Genomic DNA, 26,544 nt, shown 5'->3' with positions numbered 1-26,544 from the left:
TTGCACAATATAAAATTCCATTAGCTTTCAATGCTCTATATTTCCCGTATTCTGAAACAACCCACTTGTTTGGAGTCAATAGCACGGATTAACTCAATGGCGGCTGGTGAAACGACTGTTAGGTCTACCCCTGCGAGCGGGTAATGCGACGGTGACGGAAATTTCTGGGGTTCCGGCTTACAACCCCTTCAAACGGCGCTCAAAGAATCCCTGGAAGAGGCTAGGGGTTTCGTTGAACTGGCTTTCACTCGCAGCTATAGCTAATTGCATTTTCTCGCTCCTGAGGGAGCCACCCCATTGGGCGGCTGTCCCAATGGGTTGTTCGGTTTCCCGAAGAGTTGGTTTGTCGAGTGCTTACAGTCAGCAGGGAAGCTCGAACTCTGCTGCTCCGAACCGCTCCATCAGCGCGCTATCGTGCTTCTCTGCGCTGTATGGGTTGGCCGGCCCGTACTTGATCCCATCTTGCGTGAAGCAGCCGTTGTAGCCATCCAGCCACGCACGATGAATCTCGGTGCGCGCCAGAAGTCTGCGGATGCTTCGTGGGATTTGCTTCTTGGCATAGCCGGTGAAATACGCCTGCTGGAGCAGACGGACCTTCAAACGGCAGTACAGGGTAGAACTAGGTTTGGTTGGAGATTGACTCTCCAGTTTGTCGTCCATCGATCAGCTCCAGCACCTGTTGAGCAGCAGGTAATTTTTTGGGGATCACCAAGTGCTCAAGGGCTTGGTGTGTTGGGTTAAAGACACACCAAGCCAGGCCTGCGGGCAGGCCTGGTAGGTTACTGAGGGAAAGCTTCCGGTGTTACGCCGCCAACAGATAGTCTTCGGCGTGAGCAGCAATCCAACTTGCCGGATCAGGCATTTCGGTTTGCGCATCAACGCCTAGCTGGCAGATATTGCCAAGACCACAGTTTTTGCCGAGATCACCGCACACCTGACCACAGTAGCTGGTTAGCTCACCGAAGTTCAGGGTGTACTGGAGCATCATCCCTACAGCAAAGGCGAACGCCTCGAACTTCGCGAAAATCACGCTTTGGCCCAGGATCTCGTGCATCACGGTTTCGGAATTACCCTCCACCATTCCGTACGGGATCGTCTTAGCCGCTGCGTGCTCCTGCGGCGTGAACAGACGGCTAAGCGCCGACTGAAGGGGATGGATCAGCATCGGCTCGGTAGACCGATACTTGGCATAGGACTTCCCGATTGTTCCGCAAGAAGCTTCATCACCAGTCAGCAGCTGACGGGTAAATCCTTTCCCTGCGGCTTTATCGCGCTCTTCCTTCTCCGCCAGATAAGTCAGATCCTTCCAGCGATCAGAATCCAGAGGAATGTCCTCCATAATCGCTTTCAGGGTTTCCGGCTTCTTGCGAAGAGGCACCACATTATCGAACTCAAACTCATCAGCAATTCCCGGAGTTGTGGCAAGCACAACTAGCCGCTCGCGACTTTCAAGAGAACCGAAATCGGTACCCTGGAGAACTGCTTCTTTAATTCGATAACCGAGCGAAGTCAGAACACTGCGAATAACCATCATGGATGCCGTGGACGCATATTGCTTCACGTTCTCCAAGATAACCATTGCAGGATTACTAGCCTTGACCCAATCCAGCATATCGACGAACATAGAACCAGCAGCAGAGTGTTCCTCAGCACAACTGATCTTATTTTTTGAGCGACCTGCGACTGAAGCTCCTGTGCAGGGCAAACCGGCCACCAGGATATCCGCCTGCGGGATGTTTCCACCTTGCAGATTGATCTCCTTAATGTCGCCACAAATAGCGATCGATTCCTCGCTCCAAAGTTCTTTGTTATTCCGGAGTGAAGACTCCAGATAAGCATCTTCCAGTTCAACACCAACCTGGATAAAAGAACCCACACCGGCTTTTTGTAAGCCGCTATGAATGGACTTGTCGAGCACCCCGCCGCCGTGGAACAAACTTACGGTTGCGAGCTTCTGGCCATTCTTCAACTTTTCCATAAAGCGCTTAACGCGCTCTGCAATCTTAATGTCGATTTGCGAACGAGTAATGATGATCCGAGCATCCCGGATAATCACCCTCAACTTAGCCGACACCTCGAACAACTTACGGAAAGTTTCGGAACGGATCTCGAACAGCGGGAAAACGATGCCGTTCTTTTCACGCCGACTGACCGTGAAGGTCTCGCCAACGTAGTTTTCCGGAACGGGGCGAAGCTCAAAACGCTGGAAGCCTTCCTGCATGTGCAGGGCATAGCGAGCACCAACATTGACACCACCGCGGGATAATTTCTGACCTTCCAGCCAGACACGAGCCACGTTGCGGTTTTCACCCAGTTTCGTATTGATGATGGACGTTGCCATTTTTTGTTACTCCGTCTGCCGAGCACAGACACAGGTTTGATAAACACCTGGGCTCGGGGCCAGGTGTTGAGTGCGAGAACTCAAATACCTAGCCGAATGGCGAGATATGAGTCTCGCCATAGAGGGAGTTGGTTGTGCTCGATCCGAAACGGATGAGCTTTTGGTTGGACCTTGTTGTCGACCCGTTTGACGACGCGAGTGCGCGGAATCATCGGGTCCCAGTGAACAGCCCTAGAGAGCTAGTCCGTACACTGGGTGCCAAGACATACGTCAGAGGCAGAGAACGGTTTGAGTATATCAGCCGCCTGGTGCGCGTCTATCCAATGCAAGCACTCGTTCATCACCACACTCCCCTAGCGACAGATCTGGTACCGAGGCACTGTTTCGACACCCCACTTTGGCTGGCAATGCTGGAGGCTGCCCTTATCCTGATCACTCAAATCCAGTGCCCCGGCCAAAAGGAGCAAGAGCACATGAGACCGATGGAAGTTGATGTCCTCTATGTTGGGGCCGCCCAGGTCGAATGCCCGGAGTGTGGCGCTCGCACAAAGCTAGCCGGAGACAAGCTCCGCGGGGTGGAAGTGACGTGCACTAACTGCAAGGTCAGCCTCTACGTGGCAGAGGATGCAGATATCGAAATGTCTGAGGACGAATTGCTCGATGCAGACAGCAGTGAGGGGTAACTCGATGGGGGCCTGCCAGGCGCACGCCTCAAGAGATGTGGATATGCCATTGCTGGGCATTCTGGGCGACTCATTCATCGAGGCGTTTGGTGAAGCGCCTGATCGCGACCGCGCAATGAGAGTCGTGATCCTCGAAGGGATGAAGCAGGGTCTATCGCTGTGCGCCCTACGACCTCAGCATAAAGCCGGGCCAGCGGCGGCGCTGTTTAGTCTTAAAACCCAAAACACCTTTCTGGTTACGCGCGAAGGGGTGTCGATCGCCTCAGAGACACCAACCTCTTCAGGCTGGGAGCCGGTGCGCGGCCAGACGGACCTTCAAGTGGTATTCCGCGTTCTGTTCAGCGCCAGCAAGGTCAGTTGAGGTAAGTACGTTACCAGTTCAGCAGTGTCATCCTGGAAGCCCCAATGACTGGGACTCCCAGGATGAAGTCAACAGGAAGAATAGAAGCATTCGACCTGCTGACGGTTCCAAACCGCCTATGCGGCGGCGTGCTGTGCATCTCACTTCTCTAGCTATCAACCGCCTGTTCGGCGGCAAGATGATCAGCGAACGCGGTTATACCACGAAAGAACCTCGTACTCGCCGGAGCCCACCTTCAGAGGCAGTCTGCACAGGGCAAGCAGCGCGGGCTTGAGTTCAGGGGTCTTCTCAAAAGCTTTTTGCAGCTTTTTGTTCTCACGCTCCATTTTGGCTTCGTCGCCGATGCTGCTGGCCAGTTGCCGCGACTGGAATGTGTGGAGCGCAGTCGCAATGTCCTTCTTCCAGTCCAGTTCGCCAATGATGGCTACGGCTTGGCGAACAATGCCCAAGTCAAAATCGAAGCCGGAGCTGGCCTCGCAAAAACAACAGAGCGCGAGCGGGTGTGACACCTTCATGCTTGCGTTCGGGCTGGCGTTTCCGATCACGCCAATCATCCAGGGCTCATCCTCTGGAGCGTGGTTCACAAGCCACTGCGCGATGTACTTCTCACCGCTGACATCTTCACTCGGGACGAATTCAAGGCCCGGCAGGTTAGGCATTTCGATCTTGCCGATCAGAAAGCTCTTCCTCTTGCTGGCGATGTAGTAAGCATCGATACCCGCTCCGAGCGTGTGCTGTCCAACACCCTTTGTCATCCGAGTCATGACGCCAGCTTTGGTGGAACTTGCTGGGTCGCTTTCAGGGGCCAGGTACTGTCCGATGCATTCGTACCAGAGTTCTATTTCTTGCATATCACTTCTCTAGGGGATAATTTGCTGTTAGATTACTCACCGACTCCCACACTGTCCACCTGGAGAACGAACAAATGACCGTGACTCACTATGTACTCGAAGGCGAAATCAAAGCAGAGCAGCCGCTCGCCACTTGCAGCAAAGCACTGAAAGATGCTGAAGGCGGGAGCGATCTGCCAATCCCGGTACCGCACATGATGACTCCGGAGGGCAACCGTCTGTATTTCCCCGCAACCGGCATTCGCGGAAAGCTGCGCCGGGCCCTGCGCGATGTTCTTCGCGAGAACGAAATCAAGCGCACAGGTAATGACAAGCCCCTGTCACTTGATCAGCACTATCTGCTGACCCTCGGCGGGATTATGGGAGAGGACAAGAAAGATAAGGCCACTGTCGATCAGGAGGCCATGTGGCGCGAGCGCAATGTACTGCTGAGCCTGTTCGGCGCGGGTGATGCGGGCTATATGGGCATGGTCCATGGCCGCCTGGCTGTCGGTAACGCTATCTGTGAGTCGGTCAGCCAGCCTCACGTATTCAGCGGTGTTCGCTCGGACGACCTCTACCGTGACCGCAGCCAAGTGGCTTTCCTGTCTCACGAAGACATCAATGCCTTGATTGCTCAATCTGAGGGCAATCGTGATGCCTCAGCGATCAAGAAGGAGATCGCTACGCTCGACAAGGCGCGAAAAACCGCTCGCGCTGCGAAAGACACTGACCGCGTTAATGAGCTGAGCGACAAGATCGAGCAGCTCAAAGCCAGCATTGAAGCCGTCAAGGTTGAAACCGGAGCAAAAAATTCGGTAGGCATGCCACTGGCAGGCTGGCAGGCAATCCCAGAAGGCGCTGTGATGCGTCACCGCTTCATGATCAACAATGCGAATGAAGTCGAACTGGGCGCACTGCTCGTGAGCCTCGACCGTTTTGCTGCGATGCCGACACTGGGCGCTCACATCGCAGCAGGCTGCGGTCTGATCAGCGCACGCTGGGAGCTCTTCGAGGTAGTGCCGGGTGCTGGCAAAACCTCACTGGGGGTGCTGGTGCTGGAGCCTTTCGTCGGACTGAATGTCGACGCGCCTCCTACTAGCGAGATTTTCAGTGCTTGGCAGGCATTCCTAGACTACCTGGCAGGGGATCAGTTCAACCTGTCGATTCCGAGCGCAGCCGCATGCTAATAACTCACTACGCTGACCTTGCCCCCGGCTCTGGCCGGATTCTGTTGGAGGTCTACGGGCGAATTCTCATGGTCGTTCACCTGACCGCGAAAGCTGGACTCCCCGTAGTCGTGGACTGGCCGATGATGAAGGATCAACGGGGCGGCTTCGGGCCGGTTATGCGCCTTCTCGGTGAGCAGGACGCAGTTGAGCGCTGCCTGGGCTGTCTCTCTCCGCTGGTTACGGCAGGTCTCGTGATCAAGCTCAGCGGGACTGAGCCAGTGCCAGCTGATGCCACGTTTACCTACGGCTATCGCCGCAGCCGCAAGGCCGACAAGGGCTCTCCCAGCCACCTGCGCCGGCTTGAGCGTCGCGCTCTCGCTCGCGGGGAACCCAGTCAAGACATCAGCTGCGACTGGATTCAAGCGCGGTACGCGGTACCGATGCAAAGCCGAACCTCCGGCCAGAACTTCCACCTTTTCATCAAGCGCGTACCGGCAGCCAGCCTTACTGAAGGCAACCCCTGCTCATACGGGCTGGGTGTGCTTATTCCACGCTTCGACGGACGAGGTGCTTGATGGACGATCTTGAGAAGAGACTGCTGCACGTCGTCGACAGCGTGCTGGGACCGAACGGCAGAATGGTGCGCGGCCGGTCTGGTGACGGCGAAAAACGCACTTATCGCTACAACAGCAAGCAACACGAGTTCGCGAAGGTCGCCGCCCGCGGCTTCTGCCGATACGACGAAGCCGAGAAAGCTGCTGCGGTGAACATGCTGCAAGGCGCTACCGGTACGGGCAAGACGCTTGGCTACCTGGTGCCCGCTTTTGCTTACGCCGCGCTTACCGGCGAGCGCGTGATCGTTTCTACCTTCACGAAGGCATTGCAGCAGCAGATCATCAACAATGATGCGCCTCGTGCGCAGCGCTGGGTGAATGACGAGCTGGGTGTAATAGTTCGCTATGCGCGCCGTGTCGGCCGGAGCAACTACCTTTCGCTGTCGTCGTGCCTCAACCTAAAAAGCATGCTCGACAGTAAAGATGACGACGATGTAAAGGCATTCGTCAATGACCTGACTGAATGGCTGAAACGCGATCATCACACCCTGCCGACAGTCGAAGATTACCTTTCAGAAGTGGGCAATGGCTGTCAGCTGCCTGCCGGCCTGGATGCCAAGTCGCTCTGCCTGTGCGCCGACTCACCGACTGAGGAAATCGAGGCTTACGAGCTGGCTCTCGAAGAAAGCCACAACGCAGACGTTCTGATCGTCAACCACGCACTCGTAATGCTTGACGCCTCGCGCTGGACGAAGATCCTCAACCCGTCGCGCCCGGCGAGCATCCTGATCTGCGACGAGGCTGACCGGATGACGGATGCTGCGGAGTCGGTGCTGGGCGCTGACGTTTCGATGCACCGCTTCAATGGGCTGACCCAATCCGTTGCCGACGCTTTCAACCTGCCCGATATAACTGGCTGCGTCGGAAACCTCTACTCGGCGGTCCAATCTATTGATCCAGGGACCGCGAAGATGGCCGCGCTCAACGAAAATATCGCGAAGCGCATCGATGGTGTTTTGTCCGCTCTTGAGCCGCACGTCGCCAAGTTTGCCGGCATGCTTTCCTCTCCACAGGGCGAGCTAGAAGACCACTCGAAGGCGCTGCTTGCTGATTTCTGCGACAGCTATAACGATCTGGCCAATGTGCAGAAAGCAAGCCGGTCGAAAGGCAATACAAGCATCATCAGCTGGTCGCCTGTCCGGCATTTCCCTTCACTGCGCGTTGGCCATCCAGAGCCCGCGCGAATCATCACGCGCATGCTCGCCCCTATGCAGTGGGATGGCGAAGACAATGAAGACGTGATGCCGCCACGCAGTTACCTGAGAGCTGCGCTGTTCACTTCGGCGACACTCGCGACTCCAGGCAGAAGCTTGCCAATCGCTTTCGACGCTTTTGCCGATTCGATCGGCGTGGTGCGCCATTGCAAACGTGGCATGACTCGCCCGATTCACAACGTCACTGCTGATCTTTACCGGATCTTCGATGCGCCGCCTGACTTCGGTGAGATGTTCTTTGTGCTGCCAGCGCCGAACGCCCCCCTCCCGACAGGGCTGGCCGCAGAAGATGAGGATTACGCCACCGCCTCCAACCCCGCTTGGCTCGATTACGCCGCAGCAATGGTTCGTGAAGCTGCCGCCGGCGACGGGAAAACCTTGGTCCTGACATTGAGCCACGCCGACACGCAAGCCATCGGCGAAAGGCTCAAAGACCTCGACGGCCTGATTGTTGCCAAACCAGGTGACAACATGAGCATGCTCAAGCAGCAATATCAGTCGCGCGATAACGCCGTCATGATTACGCCAGGCGGCTGGGAAGGCCTCGACCTGCCCGGTGAAGTTCAGAATCTGGTGATCACCCGGCTCCCGTTCGGCTCGATCAACAGCTTCCGCCTGAGCCTCAAAGAAGCGGTGCTGCGCCATCGTGGCTACAGCGATGACAAGATCCAGAGCATCAAATTCGCAGAGCTAAACGCTGACGCCCGTCGTCGCCTTGTGCAAGGTCTGGGTCGTGGTATTCGCCAGCGAAGCGACCGGGTTGAAGTTTGGATCGGTGACCCCCGCTTCCCCTACCCCGCGTCGTTCGCGACGGCACTTGATGACGTGCTGATGATTCGTCGGCCGCGGGTGCTCAAAGCATTCTCCGGTTGCATCCCCGAGCGCTTTGAAGACAGCTTCAATGCCTCCCGGATATTCCTCACGGACGGGTCACTTCACACTGCGGAGCTGGTCTGATGTCGACTGCATTCAAACTCGTGATCAAGCTGGCCACCCCCTTTGTCATGAGCCGCCCACGGACAACTCTCGATAGCCTGCTGTCCGCAGCTGTGTTTCGCGAGCAGGGCCTGATGGGGGCTGACACCATTGCGCATATTCCGCTTGAACGCGAGGACGGCATTTTCAAAGCGAGCTGCGCCTTCGTCTCCGGCGGCTACAGCCACACGGTTGTTCAGCGCATCATGAACTTGCGGGGCCTGGCCGACATGACTGACGAGCATTTCGCTCCCCAGTCACGCGGCAAGGTGAAGCGCTACCTTGCAGTTACTACTCAGCGCGGCCCGTACAAAGCAAACATGAGCAGTTACGCCGGCATTGACGCAAAGACTGTTGTTTTCTTCGGCAAGGGCGACCCTGAACGAGTCGTCGAGATGATACGAAACAACATCCCAGGGCTCGGCCGGAGGGCCAACGCCGGCGCGGGCGAGATCCTTGATGTGAGTTGGGTAAAGATGCCTGCTGAGCGTGACTGCTCATGGATCATGCCGAACGGCACGCCTGCACGGCCACTCCCCCTGGACGTTTGGAACCGGATCAGCGGCCACCGCAAAGTTCCAGTAGCTGAACTGACGGTGCAGGTGCCGTACTGGTCAGGTGATCTGGTTCCAGCGGTTTACCCAACCGACGTATCTGCTTAATTCGCCGCCGGACAGGCGGCTTGAAGGCTGAGGGCTTTGCCGCCGTATAGGCGGCTTGAAGGCAGTTGATCATGTCTACCCGAATATCCTTGATTGTTTGCCGCCGCGCAGGCGGCTTGAAGGTTGATCATAGGGTCCCAACTGCATCGATTGAGGTTTTGCCGCCGTACAGGCGGCTTGAAGGATTGAAGGTGCGCTGCCGCGTACGCTGCCAGGATTTGCCGCCGCATAGGCGGCTTGAAGGAGTCGTACCCCGCCACGTCGGCGTAAACATCCATTTGCCGCCGAACAGGCGGCTTGAAGGTTCAATCTCACGCATCACTTCACGTATATGCAATTTGCCGCCGTATAGGCGGCTTGAAGGAGAGTTCTGCATCGCGACCTCGATGCGTTCGAGTTTGCCGCCGTATAGGCGGCTTGAAGGCCACCAGGAGCGCTCACCCGCCGCCCGCTCGCGTTTGCCGCCGTATAGGCGGCTTGAAGGTCAAAGCATACGCCCCAAAACCCGCATAAATGGTTTGCCGCCGTATAGGCGGCTTGAAGGTGTGCCTCACGCTCGCGCGCAGCTTGCTCTGAGTTTGCCGCCGTATAGGCGGCTTGAAGGGCCGCATCGACTCACGCACGCCAAGTCGGCACGTTTGCCGCCGTATAGGCGGCTTGAAGGCTGGAAGTGCGATTTGCTTGCTGACAACCTGCGGTTTGCCGCCGTATAGGCGGCTTGAAGGGACATACGCGGGCAACAGCGTGTTGAGGTCGAGTTTGCCGCCGCACAGGCGGCTTGAAGGTATATGGGTTACTGCACGAGTGTTTGACTCGGGTTTGCCACCGTATAGGCGGCTTGAAGGAGTTGTTGCGCTTGTCGCGGGGGACATGCACCGTTTGCCGCCGTATAGGCGGCTTGAAGGTATAACCAGTTCACGCTAATGGAGCTGAGGAAGTTTGCCGCCGTATAGGCGGCTTGAAGGGCCCGCAGGGCTGCCAGCTAGCCTGTATCGAAATTTGCCGCCGCACAGGCGGCTTGAAGGTGAATTCGGCCTAGCACCTGCCGACGCTCATCATTTGCCGCCGCACAGGCGGCTTGAAGGCAGACCTGCGAAGGCCTCACCTCGCCGCCGTAGTTTGCCGCCGGACAGGCGGCTTGAAGGGCAGTGCTAAATGACTGGCTGAGCGCCTGTCCGTTTGCCGCCGTGTAGGCGGCTTGAAGTATCAAGGGTGCGCTTCGTCTCGATCCTCACCTACTCGCCACCGTGTAGGTGGTATGAAAATCAAGGTGGGCGATTGACGATTGCCATGTTCGAACATGCGGTGATGTCAAAGAACGCAGAGGAAAACACTTCACATTGCGCCGTTACACTGAATCTACCGACACCACAACGCAGAGTTTGAAGATGAGAAACGCCGCAATCGATTCGATTTATGGGCCAGCAGCACACAGCCTGGTTGACCACCTCGACTTCCTGACCACGCGACAGACTGGTATCAGCCCGACAGCCTGGAACGTGGTTGTCGACGACAGCGGCGTCAGCGTGATCGTGCCATTGGCGTCGACCGTTGAGGCCAAAGAAAAATTCGAAACCCTGAATCACACCCTGAACTTCCGGAAGGCGGTTCAGCGATCTATCGAAGCAATGAGCTCTGTAGGCTGCACTGCGGAAGACTGCCCGGCCCTGTGGGAAGCGGCGACCAAGCTGGCAAACAGCCAGGCGTCCAAACCTGATTCAGCATGACTTGCGAGTGCTATGATGTTGCTGAAGAACCGCTCCATGCAGGAGAGAACAGACATGCGCAATCAACACACTGAAGATGATTCCACCCCGGTCGTTCAGGTTGGTCCTTTCAGTTTTACGCCTAACCTGATCATGGCCCTGATTGGCGCTTTGAGTGTGCTCGCGCTGGTGATCGCCCAGATGCTCGGTTCTCCGGCAGGAGCTGACGGCTCCCTGATCGAGCAATTGACCGCTACGAACGTGATCTGGACCTTCCTGGTCATGTGCTTCTGCCTGCCCATTGCCCACCTGTGCAAGAAGGCTGAGATGGAGTTCTACCCGCAAGCCATCCGGCTCATGGGTGTAGGACTGTTCGCCGGTAGCATCCTCTCTGCCGTGATTTGACGAGTCCGACTTGGCTGGGATGACATAAGGCTGCCATTTATCATCCGGGCGCACCCCTGCCCCGGACATTGAATGAACGCCAAAGCCCCGGCCTCTGCGGCACCTTCCAGCAGCCCAAAACTTGCGACAATCACAGCGTACCTGGCCCAAAGCCCCGGCCGTCTTTTCCTCTTCGCTTTAGCCTGGGGTGCATATCTCGCCCTCTTTGGCCTTATCCCCGGCATTCTTCGGGATGCATCGCTTGTATCGATCACCTTCGACCTGCGCGACTATCTACTGCGCGCATTCGTGGTCTTCATGGTTGCGCACCTGATAGCCAGGCAGACCACCCTGCTGCTACTCGCGGCGATCCCACCGGCGACATTTATCCTGTGGCAGGCAATTGATGTCTATGACTTCTCCGAGTGGTACTCACAGAACTACCGGGTGAACCTCCATGAATTGAACGCACAGCTCTTCGTCGTGCCAATCCAGGTCGCGATCGCCATCGCCGGCCTTTGCCTGTGCCTGAAGCGCTCGACCAAGACGACTTCGCGGGTCTTCGCAACGATCATGATCTGGGGCAGCTTGATCAGCACCCTCATGTTCCACCTATCGATCGTCGAAGTCTCATACAAGCCGGTGGAGACAGTATTTGCTGACATGCTCGAACGTACCGCCACTGCCGACGACTATGCAGCGACCTGCAAAACCATGCGTTCGGCCTGCGCTGCCAGCCCCGTCGATCAGGCCAAGTTCGAAGAGGCTTGGGCCCTAGATCCGCAGTTGCGAATCCACCTCCCCTATGCGCTGCGCATTCTTGCAATCGACCACATGTGGGTAACACGAGACGCTGATGGTGTCATGCATGCGGGACTGGCCTCAGTGAATGGCAAGCAGATCCGTTACTCCGAAGACCCGCTTCCTGTCTCGCTCACCATGCCGATGGAGCGCTATGCACTAGACGGTGCAACCTGCCCTGCTGGGGCCGTTTGTCACGGTGACGTGGCGGACATGAAAGCAAGTGCATCGAGCAGGCTACTGGCGACGCTCGACACAGCTGCTCAAACTGAGTTCTTTGCGCACGCCTGGATCGAAGGAATGGAAGGTGAGGATGCCGGTCTCTGGCTCCGCATTCTCGGTAAAGTTGATGATCAGTTCCGACTGGTATCGACCCCGCTGGCCGCACATACCCCCATCTTCCCATCACACACCAGCAGCGACTGTGACGGTTCAAGATGCAAATCAGCCGAGGCCGAAAGCCTTTCGGTCGCTACAGGGATAAGCCCTGGCCTGCGCGACCTCGCACGCACGGTAGCGGCAGGGACGTATCAGCCACTCTATCTGCCATGGGTTGATAAGGCCCTCTCCCGCAACCCGGTCAAATACATTGATCGCCCGGAGTTTCTTCGCGCCATCACCTACCGGGATGGGCAGATGCGAATGACCACCACGCCTCCAAGCTTCAGCTCAATCACCCTGGACATGAAGGTCACCTTCAACTTGATCATCACAGTCTTCTCGACTTCGTGGCTGATCCTCGGGGTGTATCTGATCCTTTACCACACCCGCAGAGCCTTGGCTTCCGGAAGGGCTATTTGAGTTGGACTTCTCGGCCTGCTCGTTATACTCACCCTCGTTCAACACAAACACTCAGGAGTTACCCCTATGAACAAGTCCGAACTGATCGATGCCGTCGCGGCCAAGACCCAGCAGAGCAAATCTGCCACTGGCGAGACTCTGACCGCCCTGATCGACGTAATCACCGATGCCATGAAGAGCGGCGATTCCGTCACGCTGATCGGTTTCGGCACCTTCCATGTCAAAGAGCGCGCAGCTCGCGAGGGTCGCAACCCCTCCACCGGCAAGCCGATCTCCATCGCCGCCGCCAAGGTGCCTGGCTTCAAAGCCGGCAAGGCCCTGAAGGACGCTCTGGCGTAACTTCACACCCTCGCCGGTCATCAAGAAAAAACCCGCTTCGGCGGGTTTTTTCGTTCAACATGGGTCGTTTTGGACACTACAAAGACACTATTAAGATTAACCAAGTCTGGTAACGCACCCATGCAACTGATCTATACGCCAGAAGCTCAAGCCTTCGTATTGCCGCGCTTTGAAGATGAAAAGAGCCGGCCGCCAATGCTCGGATACTTCCTCAGCTCAGCGACTGGCCTGATGAGTCGTAAACCGCTGAAAGAGCAGAAGGTCATCGCCTCACAGGTTATGTGCAAGGTTGAAGACCGGCATGACCACATTCTCCGCCTGCTCCGACCATTCCTGTTCGCCAATGGTGACGGGCTATTTGACGGGCTCAGTGGGATTCCCGCTTTTGATGATCACCTCGTGATTAGCCACCTGGTCATGCCGGCTGTTGATCTGGTAGCGGACTACGACATCCTGGTCGCGCTCATTCGCCGCTACCCCGATGTGCATGCCGATAACGCGGCCGTACTGGATTCAGCTCAACGAGCCGTGTTTTCCGCGATCAAATCGACGAAGAAAGCGGCCCGCAGCGTGAACAGCGGCAGACTGCTCGGCGATGGGCACGAGGACTGATTGAGCATGTCGGATATCGGGGGCATTGGAGCTGAGCTTTCGCAGGAGCGTGGCACCTTGGTTGAGATCATCTACAGCGACCCTGACAGCCCGTGGTCGATATGCCGCTTCAAGCGCACTGACGGCAGCACCTTCACCGCCATTGGTGATTTCGGCATGCCAATCCTCTACGAGGACTTTGTGCTGCAAGGCAAGTTCGAACCTGACGCGCCGAATGCCGACTTCAATGCACGTCGCTTCAGCTCCATGCCACCGTCTTCGGTGGAATCCTTGCCAGGGTACCTTTCTTCACTGGCCAAGCTCTCGCGCTCAGTGACGAACAAAGTCGTCGGGTTCTTCGGCGAAGACGTGATCAACATTCTCGACCGCCACCCGGAAAGACTCACTGAGGCGGGGATATCCGAAGCAGACGCCCGAAAGCTTGGTGATATCTGGCGCGATCAGAAGGCGGATCAACTGGCGCAGGCCAAGATCGATATCGAAGGCATACCGGAAGATAAGCTGACGGGCCTACAGCGGATTATCGGGTTTACAGAAGACCTCAATGAGCGCCTCAGAGCTGACCCGTACCTGCTCTACGTCCACTTCGACGACATCCTCTTCGCGACTGCACTTCGCCTGGCTCACCGTTTTGGCGTGCCTAACGCTTCGCTTTCGGCAGTGAAGGGAGCCGTTGTTGCTGTCCTTCGCCGTGACACCTGGGCCGGTCATAGCTACGTCGAGGCCCATCCACTGATCGCCGGCGTGATGGAGTTGCTCAACCTCAAGCGCGAGCAGGTGCGCCCGCTGATTGCTGATGCCGTGAAAGAGCTTGCAGTGGCTGGCGTGATCACCGTGGCTGACAGCAAGTGCCAGTTGAAGAAGATTTACCAAGCAGAGAGAGGCCTGATTGCCCTGCTCGATGAATGGAGCACATTCACGACAGAAGACTGCGACGACCTTGTTCCCTCGAACAACATGGCAATCTCCCTTCTCGAACCCCTGATGAAGGGCGCAGCTGCAAAATCTCTCGCCGCCGGTCTCAAGACGATGCTGAGCGAACGCCTTGCGTTGGTTCAGTGTGAAACCATCGAGGACCAGTTCGCGATTGCCCGCGGCATGACTCTCTGGATGAAGGCTTATGGCGCTGACCTGACGATAGCCACATATACCTCCGAACTGGCCCGAGAGTTGAGCAGCCAGGTCGGCGATGACGCGCCGGTTGTCACCTATGGCGCACTGGTCGGACTAGACCCGACATCAGGGGTTCCTGCATTTCACGACAAGCGCCCAGTCGAAACCGATGTTCTGCTTCTCGTGGGAGCTGATTCCTTCGGTACCGAAGAGCTCTACAGAACCATCCTCGCGATGCCCATAAGCGGCCGCATCTATATGCTGGGCCTCCCCCGCGATTTGCCAGCTCCGACGATTGGCCAACCGTTCGAGACGATCTTCGAGCAGCCCAAGTACAAGACGCTCCAGGCGAGCTTTTGGCTGCCGGCCAGATCGGATAGAAGGCTGATTGCAAACCGTCTTTGGAGTGGTGCACTTGGGCAAACCGGTGGCGAGTTTGACCCACGCCGGCCACTCAGCTGGATTGAGGCCCAAGCCGACCTGATTCCAGAGGTCATCCCAGAGCTGCTCAAGGCATTTGCCGATCAGCTAGGGTGCGACCCATTGCTCGACATTCGAACTGTCGTACCCAGCGCGAAGGCACAGTCAGTCGGTGGCGACCTCACGCAGTGGCTTGCGAGGCCAATCGCCAAGGCATTCACCAGCAACGACACGCCCATTGCCTTCAATGGAAAGGAGCTTTTCCAAGGCTTGCCTGTGGTCGTGAAGCAGGTGTTCTGCCATGAGAACCACCCGGCCTTCTCGGTATTCAAAGCAAATTCGATCACCGGCGAAGCTATCAGCCTTTCTGACAGCAACGGCCAACAGTTTGACCTCTCGGTGCGCAAGCGAGTCGACGTATTCCAGGGCGCTGTTGTCCCTCCGAAATTCGTCCGTGGCCGGATCTATGAAGTGGTCATCCTTGTCGTGCTCAAAGAGCACCACCCGCTTATCAGCCCCGAGCTTCTGGCATCCCTGATCAACACCACGAAAACAAGCCTTGTCGTCATCGGCGAGCTCGATGGGTTGGAAGTTGGTTTTGCCGATCGCAAAACACCTCGATGCCGCACACGCATCCCTGATTGGATTGAAAACGATGTCGATCAAGTCGGTACGCAAAGACACGCTGAATAAGGAACTGGCGGAACTCAATCGCCAGCGCAATATCGCAATCAGCTTGCCTCTGGTCGGTGCGGCAGTCCCGTTCCTGCCCCTCCCTATCACCCTGGCCGTTGCCGCCGCCACAGCGTTCTGGGTTCTGGTGCTGGACCGGAAACAGGCGGAAGCCGAGAAGCCGGTCGTTTGGGACAAGTCCTACACAGAGGACGAGATCCCCGACTGCGACATTCGCCGCTCAACCTTTCTTGGGCGTGCTATGCCCTGGTCTGAGTGGAAATCCAAGATCGAGGAAATCAACAACGTAGAGGGTGCCGCAACGGCCGACTCCGTGCGCAAGACCCTCATTGAGGCGTATCCGAGCATGATCCCCTTCATGCTCACCGACGACATCATGACGCGGCATATGGCGCTTCTGGCTGCCACGGGTACCGGTAAGACCGAGCTGCTGTTGGCGATCATCCAACAGCAGATTCGCAAGGGTGCCGGCCTAATTTTGGTCGAAGCAAAATCAGACTCCGACCTTTCAGGTGCCATCTACGCGATGATGAAGGAAGCGAATCGGCTGGACGAACTCCAGCTGATCAACTTCGAGTTCCCCGAGGTATCACACACCTACAACCCGTTCTTCTACGGCGGCACGCGGGCCTCGATCTCGACGGCAATGCGCCTACAGGCCAACTCCAAAGAAGAATTCTGGAAGGACATCGCCCGCTATTCCCTGACTGCGGCGATCCTCACTATGAAGCTTCAGCCAGGCGCTCCGGCTTTCCACATCAAGGACATCATCGCGCTGCTGTCTGATTTCGACATTCTTCTGGACATGATCAGAAGCATCCGCGAATCCGACTCACCAGCTCATGCTGACGGCAAGGAATGGTTGCACTCGTACTTGCGCTACTGGCGTGACGAGGTGAAGGAGCAGTGGAACCTAACCCAGTTCAAGAACCTGCTGGGCGGTCTGGTTTCCAAGCTCTCGGCGTTCGCACACTCCGAATACTCGCGGATCGTGAATACCTACAGCCCAGATGTAGACATCAAGGAATCGATCCTCTCCAACAAAGTCGTCGTGCTGTCGATGTCATCTCTGGCTGACAAGGACGGCGTGGAGTTGTTCGGCAAGCTTTTCATTGCTGACCTGGCCCGAGCAGTCGGTGAAATCCAGCTCTCCAAAGAGAAGCCACTGACCATGTGCCCGGCTATCTTCGACGAATACCCGAGCTTCATGGACGAGGGCCAGGTATCGCTGTTCCAGCTCGCTCGAAGCGCAAACGTGCCGATTATCATCGCGTTCCAGGGCGTGGGCTTCCTGGAGAACATTTCAGCCCCCTTCATTGAGATGGTGCTGGGCAACTGCTGGACCCACGTGTACTGCGACATCCGCGATTCCAAGACACGGAAATTCGCCATTGAGCTCGCCGGCACAATGGTCAAACGGTTTGAGTCGGAGTCCACAGGCTCAAGCACGGGGCAAAGCTATGGATCAGACCAGACAGGTGCACTCACCAATGACAGTGAAAGCGCCAGCGTCTCGACCGGATACAAGGCAACGCGAGAGGAAATCCTGCAACCGGAGGACTTCTCCACTCTGGACCAGGGCGACGGGATCATTGTCGCCAAATCCGGCACCTACCGCGTCCGTATGCCACTGGTTCGTAACGACTTCCCATCACCGCACTTCTCCGAGATGCGCCTAGTGAAGAGGCCTTCGCGATCACGCCCAGGCATTCACGCTTGGGACAGGCTTTATGAGAAGAACCGCCATTTGCTTGCAGAACGATAGTGAGGATGCCTTATGGGCTGGCAGGACAAGCTTAGAAACTGGAACTACGACCTTGGCCCTATCTGGGAGTGGTTCCTTAACATCACCGAGTTCCACGTCACCCGAATCGGCTGGCCGGCGTATCTCGGCATTGCGTTGACCATCATCGGGATCGGCCTCGCTATCCCAGCTACCCGCGGCATGACGGCTCTTATCGTCAGCGGGACCATTCGCATGGTCTTTACCTACATCCAGATCGTCGTTTCCCTGCTAACTGTTCAGCTGGCCGGTTACCTGGCAAAGGTATTCCTCTCTCAGCTCAACCGCCTCAAGCGCTGGTTTGCTGATCACGTCGGCAGCCGCTGATCCTCTGCGGGCTGTCATTCACAGCCCGCAACCCCCTCTCACCTCTCCGTCTATCTCTGGTCTTTCAGGCCAGGGTGCCTTCTGCTGACTTTTTTTCGAATACCTGCCCGTTTTTGTTCAGTTCGTTCTCGCTATTACCTGTAGGAGGACGAATCCGAATGAACAAATCCCGTCTCAGCTGCACCCTCGCCATCACGTTTGCGCTAGCAGGCACCTGCACTGCCAGTGAATACGTGATCGATCAGCGTGACAGCAAATACCAAAAGGCTACCGAGCACCTTGCCAATGCGCAGCGTGCTCTGGCTGTCGCCCAGGCCGAACTGAAACTGGCTGAGGCGCAGCACCCACTTCCTGGGCTTGATCTTGTAAGGATGCTTAGCCAGATCAAGCCCGTGGAGGAAACCATCAGCGTGATTATCTGGCCTGAGCAGAAACGCTTGCAGTACCAGACGGCCACTCCTGATGGGCTGTTTTTTACCCCCACTCGCGCTGGAGAAAAGTGATCATGATTCAAACCTATCCTGGCTGGATAAACACGCAGAGCGCGGACTTCCGTCGCTTCGCACAAGTTGCGGATTTCGGAGCACCGTGACCGGCCGTTTCGGTTGATCGTGACCGGTCATTTCGCTAACGCGTGACCGCTCATTTCGGTAGCAACGTGACCGATTTTCCGCCTGTTCCGAAACAGGTGGTCACGGCTTACCGAAATCGCCGGTCACGACTTAGCGAAAGCCTTCCCCTTCGTTGCGCATGACCTGATGCGCCGCCATCCTCGACCGATTTCGGGAGAGGAAGATGGCGGCGCCGCGAGTAGCCATGCGAAACATCAAAGAATGTCTGCGCCTCAAGTTTGAGGCCGGCTTGTCCCACGAGAAGATTGCCCGTGCCTTGCAGCTGTCCAAGGGCGTGGTTAGCAAGTACATCGCGGCGGCGCGGGTGGCCGGGCTGGACTGGCCGGCGCTGGTGGCCATGGACGAGGCCGCGCTGGCGGCCGCCTTGTTTGCACCGACGTCGACGAACAAGCCGCGCGGTGAGCGAGTGCTGCCCGATGTGCTGAGCATCCACCGCGAGTTGCGACGCAAGGGCGTGACCTTGCAGCTGCTGTGGGAGGAATATCTCGCCGCGCATGCGGGCCAGCCGACCTACCGCTACACCCAGTTCGTCGAGCACTACCGGCGCTACGCCCAGACGCTCAAACGTTCGATGCGTCAGCTGCACCGTGCGGGCGAGAAGCTATTCATCGACTATGCCGGGCCGACGCTGCCGGTGGTCGACCCGGCCACCGGCGAAGTGCGCCGGGCGCACATCTTCGTCGCCGCCCTGGGCGCCTCGAATTACACCTATGCCTGCGCGACGCCAGGCGAAACCCAGGTGGACTGGCTGACCTCGCTGGGCCAGGCTCTGACCTACTTTGGCGGCGTGCCGGAAATGGTTGTGCCGGACAATCCGCGCGCCCTGGTCGCCCAGCCGGATCGCTACGAGCCGGGCCTGAACCGGGCCACGCTGGAGTGCGCGCGTCATTACCAGACGGTGATCCTGCCGGCACGGCCACGCAAGCCTCAGGACAAGGCCAAGGCCGAGGTGGCGGTGCAGGTGGTCGAGCGCTGGATCATGGCGCGGCTGCGCCATCGGCAGTTCTTCAGCCTGCATGCGCTTAACCAGGCCATCGCCGAGCTGCTGGAGGATCTGAATCGGCGCCCGTTCAAGCGGCTCGATGGCTGCCGGCGCGACTGGTTCGAGCGCCTGGATCGCCCGGCCTTGCGAGCGCTGCCGGTGCATCCCTACGAGGTCGCCACCTTCAAGCGCTGCAAGGTCAGCATCGACTACCACATCGAGGTCAATGGCAGCTTCTACAGCGTGCCCTCCGCCCTGGCCCGGCAGAACGTGGACGTGCGACTGACGGCACACACCCTGGAAGTGCTGCATGGCAACCGGCGGGTGGCCAGCCACCTGCTGCTGGGGCGACGCGGCGCTTACAGTACCCAGCGCGAGCACATGCCCGCGGCGCACCAGGCGCATCGCGAATGGACGCCACAACGCCTGCTCGACTGGGGCGCGCGGATCGGCCCCTACACGCGCCAACTGATCGATCACCAACTGACCCACAAGCCGCACCCGGAGATGGGCTACCGCGCCTGCCTCGGCCTGCTCTCGCTGGCCCGGCGCTATGGCAATGCACGCCTGGAAGCCGCTGCCGAACGTGCCGTACACCTGCGCGCCTTCACCGGGCGCAGCGTGCGCAACCTGCTCCAGCAAGGCCTGGATCAACAGCCGCTGCCCCAGCGTGCCGCCGAAACGACCTTACCCGGCGACCACGAGAACGTCCGTGGCGCCGACTACTACCAACCCCCGCAACAGGAGCTGTTCGATGATGCCGCAACACACCCTGAATCAACTGCACCAGCTACGCCTGGACGGCATGGCCCGCGCCCTGGAAGAGCAATGGACGCTGCCGGCCAGCCACAGCCTGAGCTTCGATGAACGCCTCGGCCTACTGCTCGACCGCGAACTGGCCTGGCGTGACAACCAGCGCCTGGTACGGCTGCGCAAGAAGGCCAAGCTCAAGTACGCCAACGCCTGCCTGGAAGATCTCGACCGCCGCACCGGACGCGCCCTGGACGAGCGTCTGATCGCCACCCTGGCCAGTGGCGACTGGATCCGCCAGCAGCACAACCTGCTGCTGACCGGCCCGACCGGTGCCGGCAAAACCTGGCTGGCCTGCGCCCTGGGCAACCAGGCCTGCCGCCAGGGCTATAGCACCCTGTACCTGCGCACCCCGCGCCTGCTGGAACAACTGCGCATCGCTCATGGCGACGGCAGCTTCGGCCGTACCCTGCAACAGCTGGCAAAGGTCGACGTCCTGGTGCTGGACGACTGGGCGCTAGCCCCGCTGGAGGAAGGAGCCCGGCATGACCTGCTGGAGGTGATCGACGACCGCGCTGGCAGCCGCTCCACCATCCTGACGAGCCAACTGCCCATCGAGCACTGGCACGGCTGGATCAACGACCCGACCCTGGCCGATGCCATCCTCGACCGCCTGGTGCACAACGCCTACCGACTGACGATGAAAGGCGAGTCGCTGCGCCGAAAAAAAGCCGAGGAACAAGCCGCATCGTGACCGATGCGATTACAATCCAGAACCCGCGCAACCGGGGTGGAAGCACCGGTCACGTATTAGCGAAACGCTCGGTCACGTTCACCGAAATCCGCACACAAGTTGCGTTCTTCCTGCTGCTGACTGCTCTGTTCACCCTGGTACCCGGCGTTTCTGAAGCCGCTACCACCGGTGGCAAAGGCGGCGGCTTCAACGGCCAATTCGGCCCTGACACCACGCTGGTGACTAATACCTCCGATTCGTTGAAAGGTTGGTGGAAGGCAATCGCCACCTGGGGTCTGTGGCTCAGCATCGCTGGCTTCCTGTTCTCGATCATTTTCGCCGGCGGCCGCTGGTGGTGGATTCCGGTCGCTGTGATGCTCATCTGCCTGTTCGGCGAGCCGGCAATTACCAAAGTCGCCGAATGGGCTGACCTGAGCTAAGGGAAGGAACTTGTCGGCATGCGCCTGAATGTCACCAGCGAGTCAGACACATACGCGATGGCAACCTCGCCACTCAGTTTTGGCGGGATTTCCAAAGAGGACCTTTTGTTTTGGATGATCCCAATGGGGATCACCAAGCAAATAACCGAGGGCAGCATCCTTGCTTTCGGGGTTGGCCTCTTCTGCTTGTGGCTCTACAAAAAGGCGACTGCCGACAAGCCTCAGGGGCATTTGATCCTGAGCATCTCTTTGAAGATGGGGGAATGGGAGCAGTCCGATTTCGTGACCAGAACGCCCCCACTCAAGGTAACTCTCAGAAAGCTGAACAAGCTACTTGCCTCTATTTGGCTAGAGGTGGGGCTTATTCCCTCCCCTACCTTCTGCAACAAATACGAGCCTTGATATGAAAAATACGCATCCGGAAGTCCCTCTCAAATTCTTCAACCTCCTTGGTGCGAGCGAACTTCGCTCTAACCGAGCAGTTGTGACTTTGATTGCCGTCTCTGTGGTTCTGGGCCTCGTGATTTACCAGCTCGCCAAGATGAATATGGATCTGCAAGAGACCAACAGGACTCTGCAAAACGAAAGGGTCATGTACGGTTTCCCAACGGCGGAAGGCGTATTTGTTAGCTCCAAGCAAATCCCCGAAACGCACATGAAGGGGTTTGCAAGCGTCTTCGTGGACAACTACTTCAACTTCACACCCGAGTCTGCGCATACCAATGCCGAAGAAGCACTGCGGATGATGTCGAGTCGCCTGCGAGCCTTGCAGGAGGACAAGCTAAAGACACTTTCAAAGCAGGCATTTGAGCAGCAGATCACCCAGGTATTTGCTAAAACGGGCGAGTACAAGATCGAGCCCTACAAGAACCTTGGTTACGTTCTGTCTTTTCCAGCGAAGCGACATCGCGTGACGCTGAACGATGTGTACGACAAGCGCACATACGTCGTGAAGTTGCTGATCAAACCAGTGAAGCCTTCCAAGCATTTTGAATGGGCCGTCGTTGTCGACGACTTCCAGATTGAGGAAACAAATCAGTGAAATCAGTCACCCTGGCCGCGCTGGTTGCCGCGGCCATAGCCACGAACAGTTACGCCGAAGAGGAATGCAACCGCTCGCCTCGCACCGTTATTTATCAGAACTCCCCTGTCGAAGTGTTCATCTCAAATGACAGCCAGCGGGCCGAGGTGACTTTCCCGGAAGAGTTTCTGGAAGGCATTTACGTCGAAGTTCCTGATGGGATGAATTTCTATCGCACCCCCATTCAGAACAAGCTGGCATTTCAGTCATCAGACCCTCTCTATACCGGTCTGGTGACTATCGATGGCCCCTCCAAGGCTACATACATCATCAAGCTGGTGACTCGCCCTGGTTGTGCTGATAGCCAAGTGACCATCCAGCATCAGCCCCTGGCGGATAGATCCAGCTTGGATAGGGACGGCAAGGGCCGAATCAAAGGCCTGATGAACTACCTCTTCGACGGTAAGACTCCTTCTGGCTATCGAGCGGTTGATTTCAAGAGCCTCAGTAAGGAAGACAAGTTGGTTTTCCGCCAAGGGTCTGTTGAGTTCTACCTACAGTCTCAAGTGGTTGGCCCGAAGTACATCGGTACAACCTACGAAGTGGTCAACACCGGGCGTACAGCGACCAAAATCGCTACAGACCAGATCGACTACTCCAATAAGGCCATCCGCGAAAGCCTGGGTGTAGCTCGCCAAGTGAGCATGCTGCCGACCTCGCGCATTCTCGGACCGTCCCCTGAGTTCATCACCGAGGTCTACGGCGACTCGCATCGCGGCCTGCTCTTCATTGTGTCGGAGAAGAACTAATGGCCGATCAGCAGAACCCACCAAACAAGAAGGTCATCTTTGCTCTGGCAGGCATCGGCATCGCATTCCTCGTGTACAGCATGATCTTCGATGATAGCGGCGATGAGAAAGGCTCCGAGGGCGGTGCTCCAGTAGCAATTGAGCGCGGCTCAGAACCCGATACTGACATCTCTTCCATTGACCGTGACGCTGCACTCGCCCAGTTCGCGAAGAAGTTCCAGTCCCTTGAGGAACAGTTGCAACTCGCTGAGCGGCGCAACGAAGAAGACCGCAAGGAATTTGAGAAGCGCCTCAGAGAGCAGTCCCAGCAGAACAACACTGAAGTCAGAGCACTGGCCGACGAAGTGGCTGCTCTGCGTAAAGAGCGTGTAGACGATGCGTATAACGCGCTGAACCAGGTTGATGGCGGTACCAACATCGATACACCTGGCAGCATCCCGGACTCTGGCCTGAGCATCGATGACTTCAACCTGAATGACGGCTCACAAGATGCTGGTCAACAGCAGGTCCTGAGCAATCCCTACGGCCCGAACTACTTCATCCTGAACCCAAAGCGCCAGGGCTTCCAGAGCACCCCAGCAGGGGGTTCGGAGATCACCGCGACCGAGGACGACCTCTTCAATTCGTTCTCAGCTCCGGACACCAAAGCCTTTGAGCGCGCCGCAGTGAACTCGGACAACAAAATGACCGAGGCCATGGATGAGATCCACAATCGCCCGAAGCAGGCCGCAAAGCCTCTCCCTGAGGCCGCCCCGGTCACCTATGACGCAGACGGTAATCTCGTTCAGCGCGAGAAGTACGTTATTCCGGCCTTCTCCTATGTAGAGGTCACCACGCTCCATGGCGCGGCCTGCCCGATTGGTGCCAGCTCGCCAAATGCGCGAAGCGCTGATAACGAGACCGCCCTGCTTGCTCGCCCAATTGTCCTCCCTGTCCGTGGCATTTTCCGCGGTCCAAACGGTGCGGAGAGAGACCTGGGGAATATCCACCTCGCAGGACTCTGCTCGGGTAATCGCACCAGCAGTTCCAGCACTGGCCGCGCCACCATCCGTGTCGAGCAACTGAGCTACTGGGATGAATACGGCGAGCCTCAGCATGTAGCTGCGCTCGGCTACATCGTGGATACCCGCGATAACGCACAGGATGTCTATGGCCGACTGGATCAAGCGAGCGGCAGAACGCTTGCCCTTCAGTCAGCAGCGGCTGCCGCAGCGGCTTATGCAACAACCCTCTCCCAAGCCGAGTTCACCAACAGCACGACCATCGGTAACGAAGGCAGCACCACCAGCCAGTCGACCCTTACCGGCGATGCCAGCAAGGCGGCTGTTCAGCAGGGTATTGCAGCAATGTTCACCAAGATTTCGGAGCGCTTCGAGCGCGAGGCTAACGCTATGGTCGACACCATCATTGTTGAGCCTGGCATCAAGCTCCAGTTCATCACTGAACAACCGATCGAGGTTTACAAGCCCTCCGAACCCTTCGATATCGATGCAAGCCGCTACGACGTGCTGATCTAAGACTTACTGGAACCGACCATGAGAACGATCACTGCCCTTGCCCTGCTCGCCCTTCTGACAGGCTGTGCCCAAGAAGAGCCATTCCGTAATGCTGCATCGATTGACGAGATCTACAACGCAGTCCATGGAACCGCTTCCCGAGAAACGGTCTCGCTACTGCGTGAAGGCCTTCGAGCCCGCCCCGAACTCGGCTCCAATGAACCCTACTACCCGATCCGTCAGCCGGACGTAGTGGCCCCGGTGTGGGTGGTCCCCTACGCGGACAAAAAGACCGGCATCAAGCATGGCGGCCGTTGGGACTACATCGTGGTTGAGGAAGCAGATTGGGCAAACTGACTTTTGCGACCCTGATCATCCTGCCCTTGTCGTGCCTGGCCAGCGATTTGCCACAGGCATACAAGGACGGGATACGGGAGCACCACACGCAGCGCATCCTCGGTACGTCTGAAGAGATCACCAATCTTCAGCCTGACGTAAGGCTCTACCGTGAACTGTTCAAGAAGCCCAACGTGGTTGATCGCCGGGAGACCCTTCCGCCAGATCCTGTTCCTTGGGCGCAACTCTTCAAGGGGAGCGATCTAACCCTGGGCGAAGTTATCAGCCTTGTTGGTGGGGCCTCTGGCTATGACCCGAAGTTTGATCCGCAGGTCAACCAGAACCAACTGGTCAAGCTCAACTCGCACCCCAACAGCCTCTCAGACATTGCCGAGTATCTGACGCGAGTAACAGATGCTCACGTGATGCTCTATCCGGATTCCCGCACCATCACCGTCACTAGGAAGGTCCGCTGATGTCCGTTGAACACCTGCACTTGTTCGATTCGGAGCTTGAGGGCCTTGCTCGGCGAGGCTACCAGGGCGGCATGCCGATTGAGCTGCTGAGCGACGCATTCCTGTACGAGCCCGAAGGCGAATACTTCCATACAGTGGACGGTCGTTTTGCGAAGATTTGGCGCATCTCTGGCATTGACCATGCACTGTTGAACGACGACGACTTCACGGTCATTTCTAGGCAATTCGCCGAGGTGCTCAACAAGTACCCTGAGGGCTCATCTGGCCAGTTCATTCGTCACACCCATCGTGACATTCGCCCAATCCTGTCCCTATTCAGAAATGGCGTTGACCCAGAAGCCGGTGAGTTCGCCCTGGAGATCGCAGACTCCATTGTCAACCGTCAGTCTGACGCTGCCATTTCACCAAATGGCTTTTTCTCGCGGCTCTCCACTGCAACCATTGAGAAGATGCAGAAGGACATGCTGGAGGAAATGGATGACGAAGAAATTCGTGAACACGCCAGCGTTACCATTCAAAGAGAACTGCGCGAAGGTCGTTTCCCCTTCGTAACAGATCTGTACATGGTGATCTATTGGAGCCCTGAGTACCTGTTCGGCAAGATGATGGACTCCGTGATCAAGACAACTCTGTCTTCTGTCGGCTTGATCGATCCGAACAAAGTGGCGCATGAGGCTTACAACAAGCATGTAAAGCAGTTCCACCAGGTCTGCTACGACGTTTCGCAAGCCATGGCAGCGTTCAACTTCCAGCCGGAAATCATTACTGGTCGTGGCTTCATGAATCTCGCGTACCAGATCATGAACCCCATCCGTTCTTACCTGATGGAAGCGCCGGCATATCGACCAGACCTACCGGTATTGGACGCCATTTCGAATACTGGATCAGTAGCGCGCAGTGATCGCATAGGGAACTCGGTTATGTTCTCTGTGATAGAGACTGAACCTACTGGCTGGACTATTCATGACCACAACCGCGAATACTACATTCGCCCCGTATCACTGATCGGCAAGCCAAACACCAGCAACGCTGGGATGC

27 protein-coding genes and 1 pseudogene are annotated in these 26,544 nt (G+C 57.4%); 25 read left to right on the top strand and 3 right to left on the bottom strand.

What is annotated here, in order from left to right:
- Positions 1 to 360 precede the first annotated feature (360 nt).
- Together BLV47_RS32520 and BLV47_RS32515 are read right to left on the bottom strand one after the other, a co-directional pair.
- Entirely contained in the window at positions 361 to 660 is a 300-nt protein-coding gene (locus tag BLV47_RS32520) for a hypothetical protein (RefSeq protein WP_092320632.1), read from the bottom strand.
- 142 nt (positions 661 to 802) lie between these two features.
- A complete protein-coding gene (locus BLV47_RS32515) occupies positions 803 to 2,341 on the bottom strand; it encodes a DNA cytosine methyltransferase (RefSeq protein ID WP_092320631.1) in 1,539 nt (512 codons plus the stop codon).
- Positions 2,342 to 2,814: 473 nt separating this feature from the next.
- Between BLV47_RS32515 and BLV47_RS35900 the strand changes: the two genes are divergently transcribed.
- Positions 2,815 to 3,024 carry a zinc ribbon domain-containing protein gene (locus BLV47_RS35900; RefSeq protein ID WP_143038341.1) on the top strand — a complete coding sequence of 70 codons (210 nt, stop codon included), beginning with the start codon at positions 2,815 to 2,817 and terminating at the stop codon, positions 3,022 to 3,024.
- 43 nt (positions 3,025 to 3,067) lie between these two features.
- Positions 3,068 to 3,385: a hypothetical protein gene (locus BLV47_RS32505; RefSeq protein WP_092320629.1), complete on the top strand. Its 318-nt coding sequence runs from the start codon at positions 3,068 to 3,070 to the stop codon at positions 3,383 to 3,385.
- Positions 3,386 to 3,567: 182 nt separating this feature from the next.
- Here the strand turns inward: BLV47_RS32505 and BLV47_RS32500 are convergent, their stop codons facing one another.
- Positions 3,568 to 4,236, bottom strand: coding sequence for a hypothetical protein (locus tag BLV47_RS32500; protein ID WP_092320628.1), 669 nt, complete (start codon positions 4,234 to 4,236; stop codon positions 3,568 to 3,570).
- A 74-nt stretch (positions 4,237 to 4,310) separates the two neighbouring features.
- On the opposite strand from BLV47_RS32500, the gene BLV47_RS32495 reads away from it, so the two are divergent.
- From BLV47_RS32495 to BLV47_RS32385, 23 genes and pseudogenes are all read left to right on the top strand, one after another.
- Positions 4,311 to 5,405, top strand: a complete 1,095-nt coding sequence (locus BLV47_RS32495) for an RAMP superfamily CRISPR-associated protein (protein ID WP_092320627.1) — start codon at positions 4,311 to 4,313, stop codon at positions 5,403 to 5,405.
- 68 nt (positions 5,406 to 5,473) lie between these two features.
- On the top strand, positions 5,474 to 5,962 hold the full coding sequence (locus BLV47_RS32490; protein WP_167365736.1) for a type I-F CRISPR-associated endoribonuclease Cas6/Csy4: 489 nt from the start codon (positions 5,474 to 5,476) through the stop codon (positions 5,960 to 5,962).
- Positions 5,962 to 8,172 (top strand): ATP-dependent DNA helicase, encoded by a 2,211-nt coding sequence (locus BLV47_RS32485; RefSeq protein WP_092320625.1) that lies wholly within the window; start codon positions 5,962 to 5,964, stop codon positions 8,170 to 8,172. Before BLV47_RS32490 ends, BLV47_RS32485 begins: the two co-directional genes overlap by 1 nt.
- The gene (locus BLV47_RS32480; protein WP_092320624.1) at positions 8,172 to 8,852 is read left to right on the top strand and encodes a hypothetical protein; all 681 of its coding nucleotides are present in this window, start codon (positions 8,172 to 8,174) and stop codon (positions 8,850 to 8,852) included. The genes BLV47_RS32485 and BLV47_RS32480 overlap by 1 nt, the downstream gene beginning before the upstream one ends.
- 1,340 nt (positions 8,853 to 10,192) lie before the next feature.
- A complete protein-coding gene (locus BLV47_RS32475) occupies positions 10,193 to 10,579 on the top strand; it encodes a hypothetical protein (protein WP_092320623.1) in 387 nt (128 codons plus the stop codon).
- A gap of 54 nt (positions 10,580 to 10,633) precedes the next feature.
- Complete coding sequence (locus BLV47_RS32470; protein WP_143038340.1) at positions 10,634 to 10,963, top strand: hypothetical protein; 330 nt, start codon at positions 10,634 to 10,636, stop codon at positions 10,961 to 10,963.
- 72 nt (positions 10,964 to 11,035) lie between these two features.
- Positions 11,036 to 12,544: a hypothetical protein gene (locus tag BLV47_RS32465; protein WP_092320621.1), complete on the top strand. Its 1,509-nt coding sequence runs from the start codon at positions 11,036 to 11,038 to the stop codon at positions 12,542 to 12,544.
- 66 nt (positions 12,545 to 12,610) lie between these two features.
- Positions 12,611 to 12,883: an HU family DNA-binding protein gene (locus BLV47_RS32460; protein ID WP_092320620.1), complete on the top strand. Its 273-nt coding sequence runs from the start codon at positions 12,611 to 12,613 to the stop codon at positions 12,881 to 12,883.
- Between the two features lie 120 nt (positions 12,884 to 13,003).
- The gene (locus tag BLV47_RS32455) at positions 13,004 to 13,495 is read left to right on the top strand and encodes a hypothetical protein (RefSeq protein WP_143038339.1); all 492 of its coding nucleotides are present in this window, start codon (positions 13,004 to 13,006) and stop codon (positions 13,493 to 13,495) included.
- A 6-nt stretch (positions 13,496 to 13,501) separates the two neighbouring features.
- The gene (locus BLV47_RS32450; protein WP_143038338.1) at positions 13,502 to 15,721 is read left to right on the top strand and encodes a helix-hairpin-helix domain-containing protein; all 2,220 of its coding nucleotides are present in this window, start codon (positions 13,502 to 13,504) and stop codon (positions 15,719 to 15,721) included.
- Entirely contained in the window at positions 15,684 to 17,486 is a 1,803-nt protein-coding gene (locus BLV47_RS32445) for a type IV secretory system conjugative DNA transfer family protein (RefSeq protein WP_092320617.1), read from the top strand. The genes BLV47_RS32450 and BLV47_RS32445 overlap by 38 nt, the downstream gene beginning before the upstream one ends.
- 12 nt (positions 17,487 to 17,498) lie before the next feature.
- The gene (locus tag BLV47_RS32440; protein WP_092320616.1) at positions 17,499 to 17,831 is read left to right on the top strand and encodes a hypothetical protein; all 333 of its coding nucleotides are present in this window, start codon (positions 17,499 to 17,501) and stop codon (positions 17,829 to 17,831) included.
- Positions 17,832 to 17,989: 158 nt separating this feature from the next.
- Positions 17,990 to 18,334, top strand: a complete 345-nt coding sequence (locus tag BLV47_RS32435; RefSeq protein ID WP_208605335.1) for a hypothetical protein — start codon at positions 17,990 to 17,992, stop codon at positions 18,332 to 18,334.
- A gap of 292 nt (positions 18,335 to 18,626) precedes the next feature.
- A complete protein-coding gene (gene istA, locus BLV47_RS32430; RefSeq protein WP_062838241.1) occupies positions 18,627 to 20,312 on the top strand; it encodes an IS21 family transposase in 1,686 nt (561 codons plus the stop codon).
- Positions 20,200 to 20,949 carry an IS21-like element IS1474 family helper ATPase IstB gene (istB, locus tag BLV47_RS32425; protein WP_062838242.1) on the top strand — a complete coding sequence of 250 codons (750 nt, stop codon included), beginning with the start codon at positions 20,200 to 20,202 and terminating at the stop codon, positions 20,947 to 20,949. The genes istA and istB overlap by 113 nt, the downstream gene beginning before the upstream one ends.
- The gene (locus tag BLV47_RS32420) at positions 20,946 to 21,368 is read left to right on the top strand and encodes a hypothetical protein (protein WP_092320615.1); all 423 of its coding nucleotides are present in this window, start codon (positions 20,946 to 20,948) and stop codon (positions 21,366 to 21,368) included. The genes istB and BLV47_RS32420 overlap by 4 nt, the downstream gene beginning before the upstream one ends.
- A gap of 18 nt (positions 21,369 to 21,386) precedes the next feature.
- Positions 21,387 to 21,770, top strand: coding sequence for a hypothetical protein (locus BLV47_RS32415; RefSeq protein WP_092320614.1), 384 nt, complete (start codon positions 21,387 to 21,389; stop codon positions 21,768 to 21,770).
- A 1-nt stretch (position 21,771) separates the two neighbouring features.
- Positions 21,772 to 22,410: a TraE/TraK family type IV conjugative transfer system protein gene (locus BLV47_RS32410; protein ID WP_092320613.1), complete on the top strand. Its 639-nt coding sequence runs from the start codon at positions 21,772 to 21,774 to the stop codon at positions 22,408 to 22,410.
- Positions 22,407 to 23,198 (top strand): hypothetical protein, encoded by a 792-nt coding sequence (locus BLV47_RS32405; RefSeq protein ID WP_092320612.1) that lies wholly within the window; start codon positions 22,407 to 22,409, stop codon positions 23,196 to 23,198. The genes BLV47_RS32410 and BLV47_RS32405 overlap by 4 nt, the downstream gene beginning before the upstream one ends.
- Entirely contained in the window at positions 23,198 to 24,715 is a 1,518-nt protein-coding gene (locus BLV47_RS32400; RefSeq protein WP_092320611.1) for a TraB/TrbI/VirB10 family type IV secretion system protein, read from the top strand. Before BLV47_RS32405 ends, BLV47_RS32400 begins: the two co-directional genes overlap by 1 nt.
- Before the next feature lie 18 nt (positions 24,716 to 24,733).
- Positions 24,734 to 25,051, top strand: a complete 318-nt coding sequence (locus BLV47_RS32395; RefSeq protein WP_092320610.1) for a TraV family lipoprotein — start codon at positions 24,734 to 24,736, stop codon at positions 25,049 to 25,051.
- Positions 25,039 to 25,506, top strand: a complete 468-nt coding sequence (locus BLV47_RS32390) for a hypothetical protein (protein ID WP_092320609.1) — start codon at positions 25,039 to 25,041, stop codon at positions 25,504 to 25,506. The genes BLV47_RS32395 and BLV47_RS32390 overlap by 13 nt, the downstream gene beginning before the upstream one ends.
- Positions 25,506 to 26,544, top strand: a pseudogene (locus BLV47_RS32385) (VirB4 family type IV secretion system protein); the annotation flags it as partial. The gene BLV47_RS32390 and the pseudogene BLV47_RS32385, both read left to right, overlap by 1 nt.

The organism is Pseudomonas saponiphila (assembly GCF_900105185.1).
Lineage (GTDB): Bacteria > Pseudomonadota > Gammaproteobacteria > Pseudomonadales > Pseudomonadaceae > Aquipseudomonas > Aquipseudomonas saponiphila.
This window is presented reverse-complemented; position numbering and strand designations above follow the sequence as displayed.

What these genes read in the sequence shown, in the direction of transcription:
- BLV47_RS32520 (WP_092320632.1), bottom strand. Translation starts at nt 660, where the DNA reads ATGGACGACAAACTGGAGAGTCAATCTCCAACCAAACCTAGTTCTACC.
- BLV47_RS32515 (WP_092320631.1), bottom strand. Translation starts at nt 2,341, where the DNA reads ATGGCAACGTCCATCATCAATACGAAACTGGGTGAAAACCGCAACGTG.
- BLV47_RS35900 (WP_143038341.1), top strand. Translation starts at nt 2,815, where the DNA reads ATGAGACCGATGGAAGTTGATGTCCTCTATGTTGGGGCCGCCCAGGTC.
- BLV47_RS32505 (WP_092320629.1), top strand. Translation starts at nt 3,068, where the DNA reads ATGCCATTGCTGGGCATTCTGGGCGACTCATTCATCGAGGCGTTTGGT.
- BLV47_RS32500 (WP_092320628.1), bottom strand. Translation starts at nt 4,236, where the DNA reads ATGCAAGAAATAGAACTCTGGTACGAATGCATCGGACAGTACCTGGCC.
- BLV47_RS32495 (WP_092320627.1), top strand. Translation starts at nt 4,311, where the DNA reads ATGACCGTGACTCACTATGTACTCGAAGGCGAAATCAAAGCAGAGCAG.
- BLV47_RS32490 (WP_167365736.1), top strand. Translation starts at nt 5,474, where the DNA reads ATGGTCGTTCACCTGACCGCGAAAGCTGGACTCCCCGTAGTCGTGGAC.
- BLV47_RS32485 (WP_092320625.1), top strand. Translation starts at nt 5,962, where the DNA reads ATGGACGATCTTGAGAAGAGACTGCTGCACGTCGTCGACAGCGTGCTG.
- BLV47_RS32480 (WP_092320624.1), top strand. Translation starts at nt 8,172, where the DNA reads ATGTCGACTGCATTCAAACTCGTGATCAAGCTGGCCACCCCCTTTGTC.
- BLV47_RS32470 (WP_143038340.1), top strand. Translation starts at nt 10,634, where the DNA reads ATGCGCAATCAACACACTGAAGATGATTCCACCCCGGTCGTTCAGGTT.
- BLV47_RS32465 (WP_092320621.1), top strand. Translation starts at nt 11,036, where the DNA reads ATGAACGCCAAAGCCCCGGCCTCTGCGGCACCTTCCAGCAGCCCAAAA.
- BLV47_RS32460 (WP_092320620.1), top strand. Translation starts at nt 12,611, where the DNA reads ATGAACAAGTCCGAACTGATCGATGCCGTCGCGGCCAAGACCCAGCAG.
- BLV47_RS32455 (WP_143038339.1), top strand. Translation starts at nt 13,004, where the DNA reads ATGCAACTGATCTATACGCCAGAAGCTCAAGCCTTCGTATTGCCGCGC.
- BLV47_RS32450 (WP_143038338.1), top strand. Translation starts at nt 13,502, where the DNA reads ATGTCGGATATCGGGGGCATTGGAGCTGAGCTTTCGCAGGAGCGTGGC.
- BLV47_RS32445 (WP_092320617.1), top strand. Translation starts at nt 15,684, where the DNA reads ATGTCGATCAAGTCGGTACGCAAAGACACGCTGAATAAGGAACTGGCG.
- BLV47_RS32440 (WP_092320616.1), top strand. Translation starts at nt 17,499, where the DNA reads ATGGGCTGGCAGGACAAGCTTAGAAACTGGAACTACGACCTTGGCCCT.
- BLV47_RS32435 (WP_208605335.1), top strand. Translation starts at nt 17,990, where the DNA reads ATGAACAAATCCCGTCTCAGCTGCACCCTCGCCATCACGTTTGCGCTA.
- istA (WP_062838241.1), top strand. Translation starts at nt 18,627, where the DNA reads ATGGCGGCGCCGCGAGTAGCCATGCGAAACATCAAAGAATGTCTGCGC.
- istB (WP_062838242.1), top strand. Translation starts at nt 20,200, where the DNA reads ATGATGCCGCAACACACCCTGAATCAACTGCACCAGCTACGCCTGGAC.
- BLV47_RS32415 (WP_092320614.1), top strand. Translation starts at nt 21,387, where the DNA reads ATGCGCCTGAATGTCACCAGCGAGTCAGACACATACGCGATGGCAACC.
- BLV47_RS32410 (WP_092320613.1), top strand. Translation starts at nt 21,772, where the DNA reads ATGAAAAATACGCATCCGGAAGTCCCTCTCAAATTCTTCAACCTCCTT.
- BLV47_RS32400 (WP_092320611.1), top strand. Translation starts at nt 23,198, where the DNA reads ATGGCCGATCAGCAGAACCCACCAAACAAGAAGGTCATCTTTGCTCTG.
- BLV47_RS32395 (WP_092320610.1), top strand. Translation starts at nt 24,734, where the DNA reads ATGAGAACGATCACTGCCCTTGCCCTGCTCGCCCTTCTGACAGGCTGT.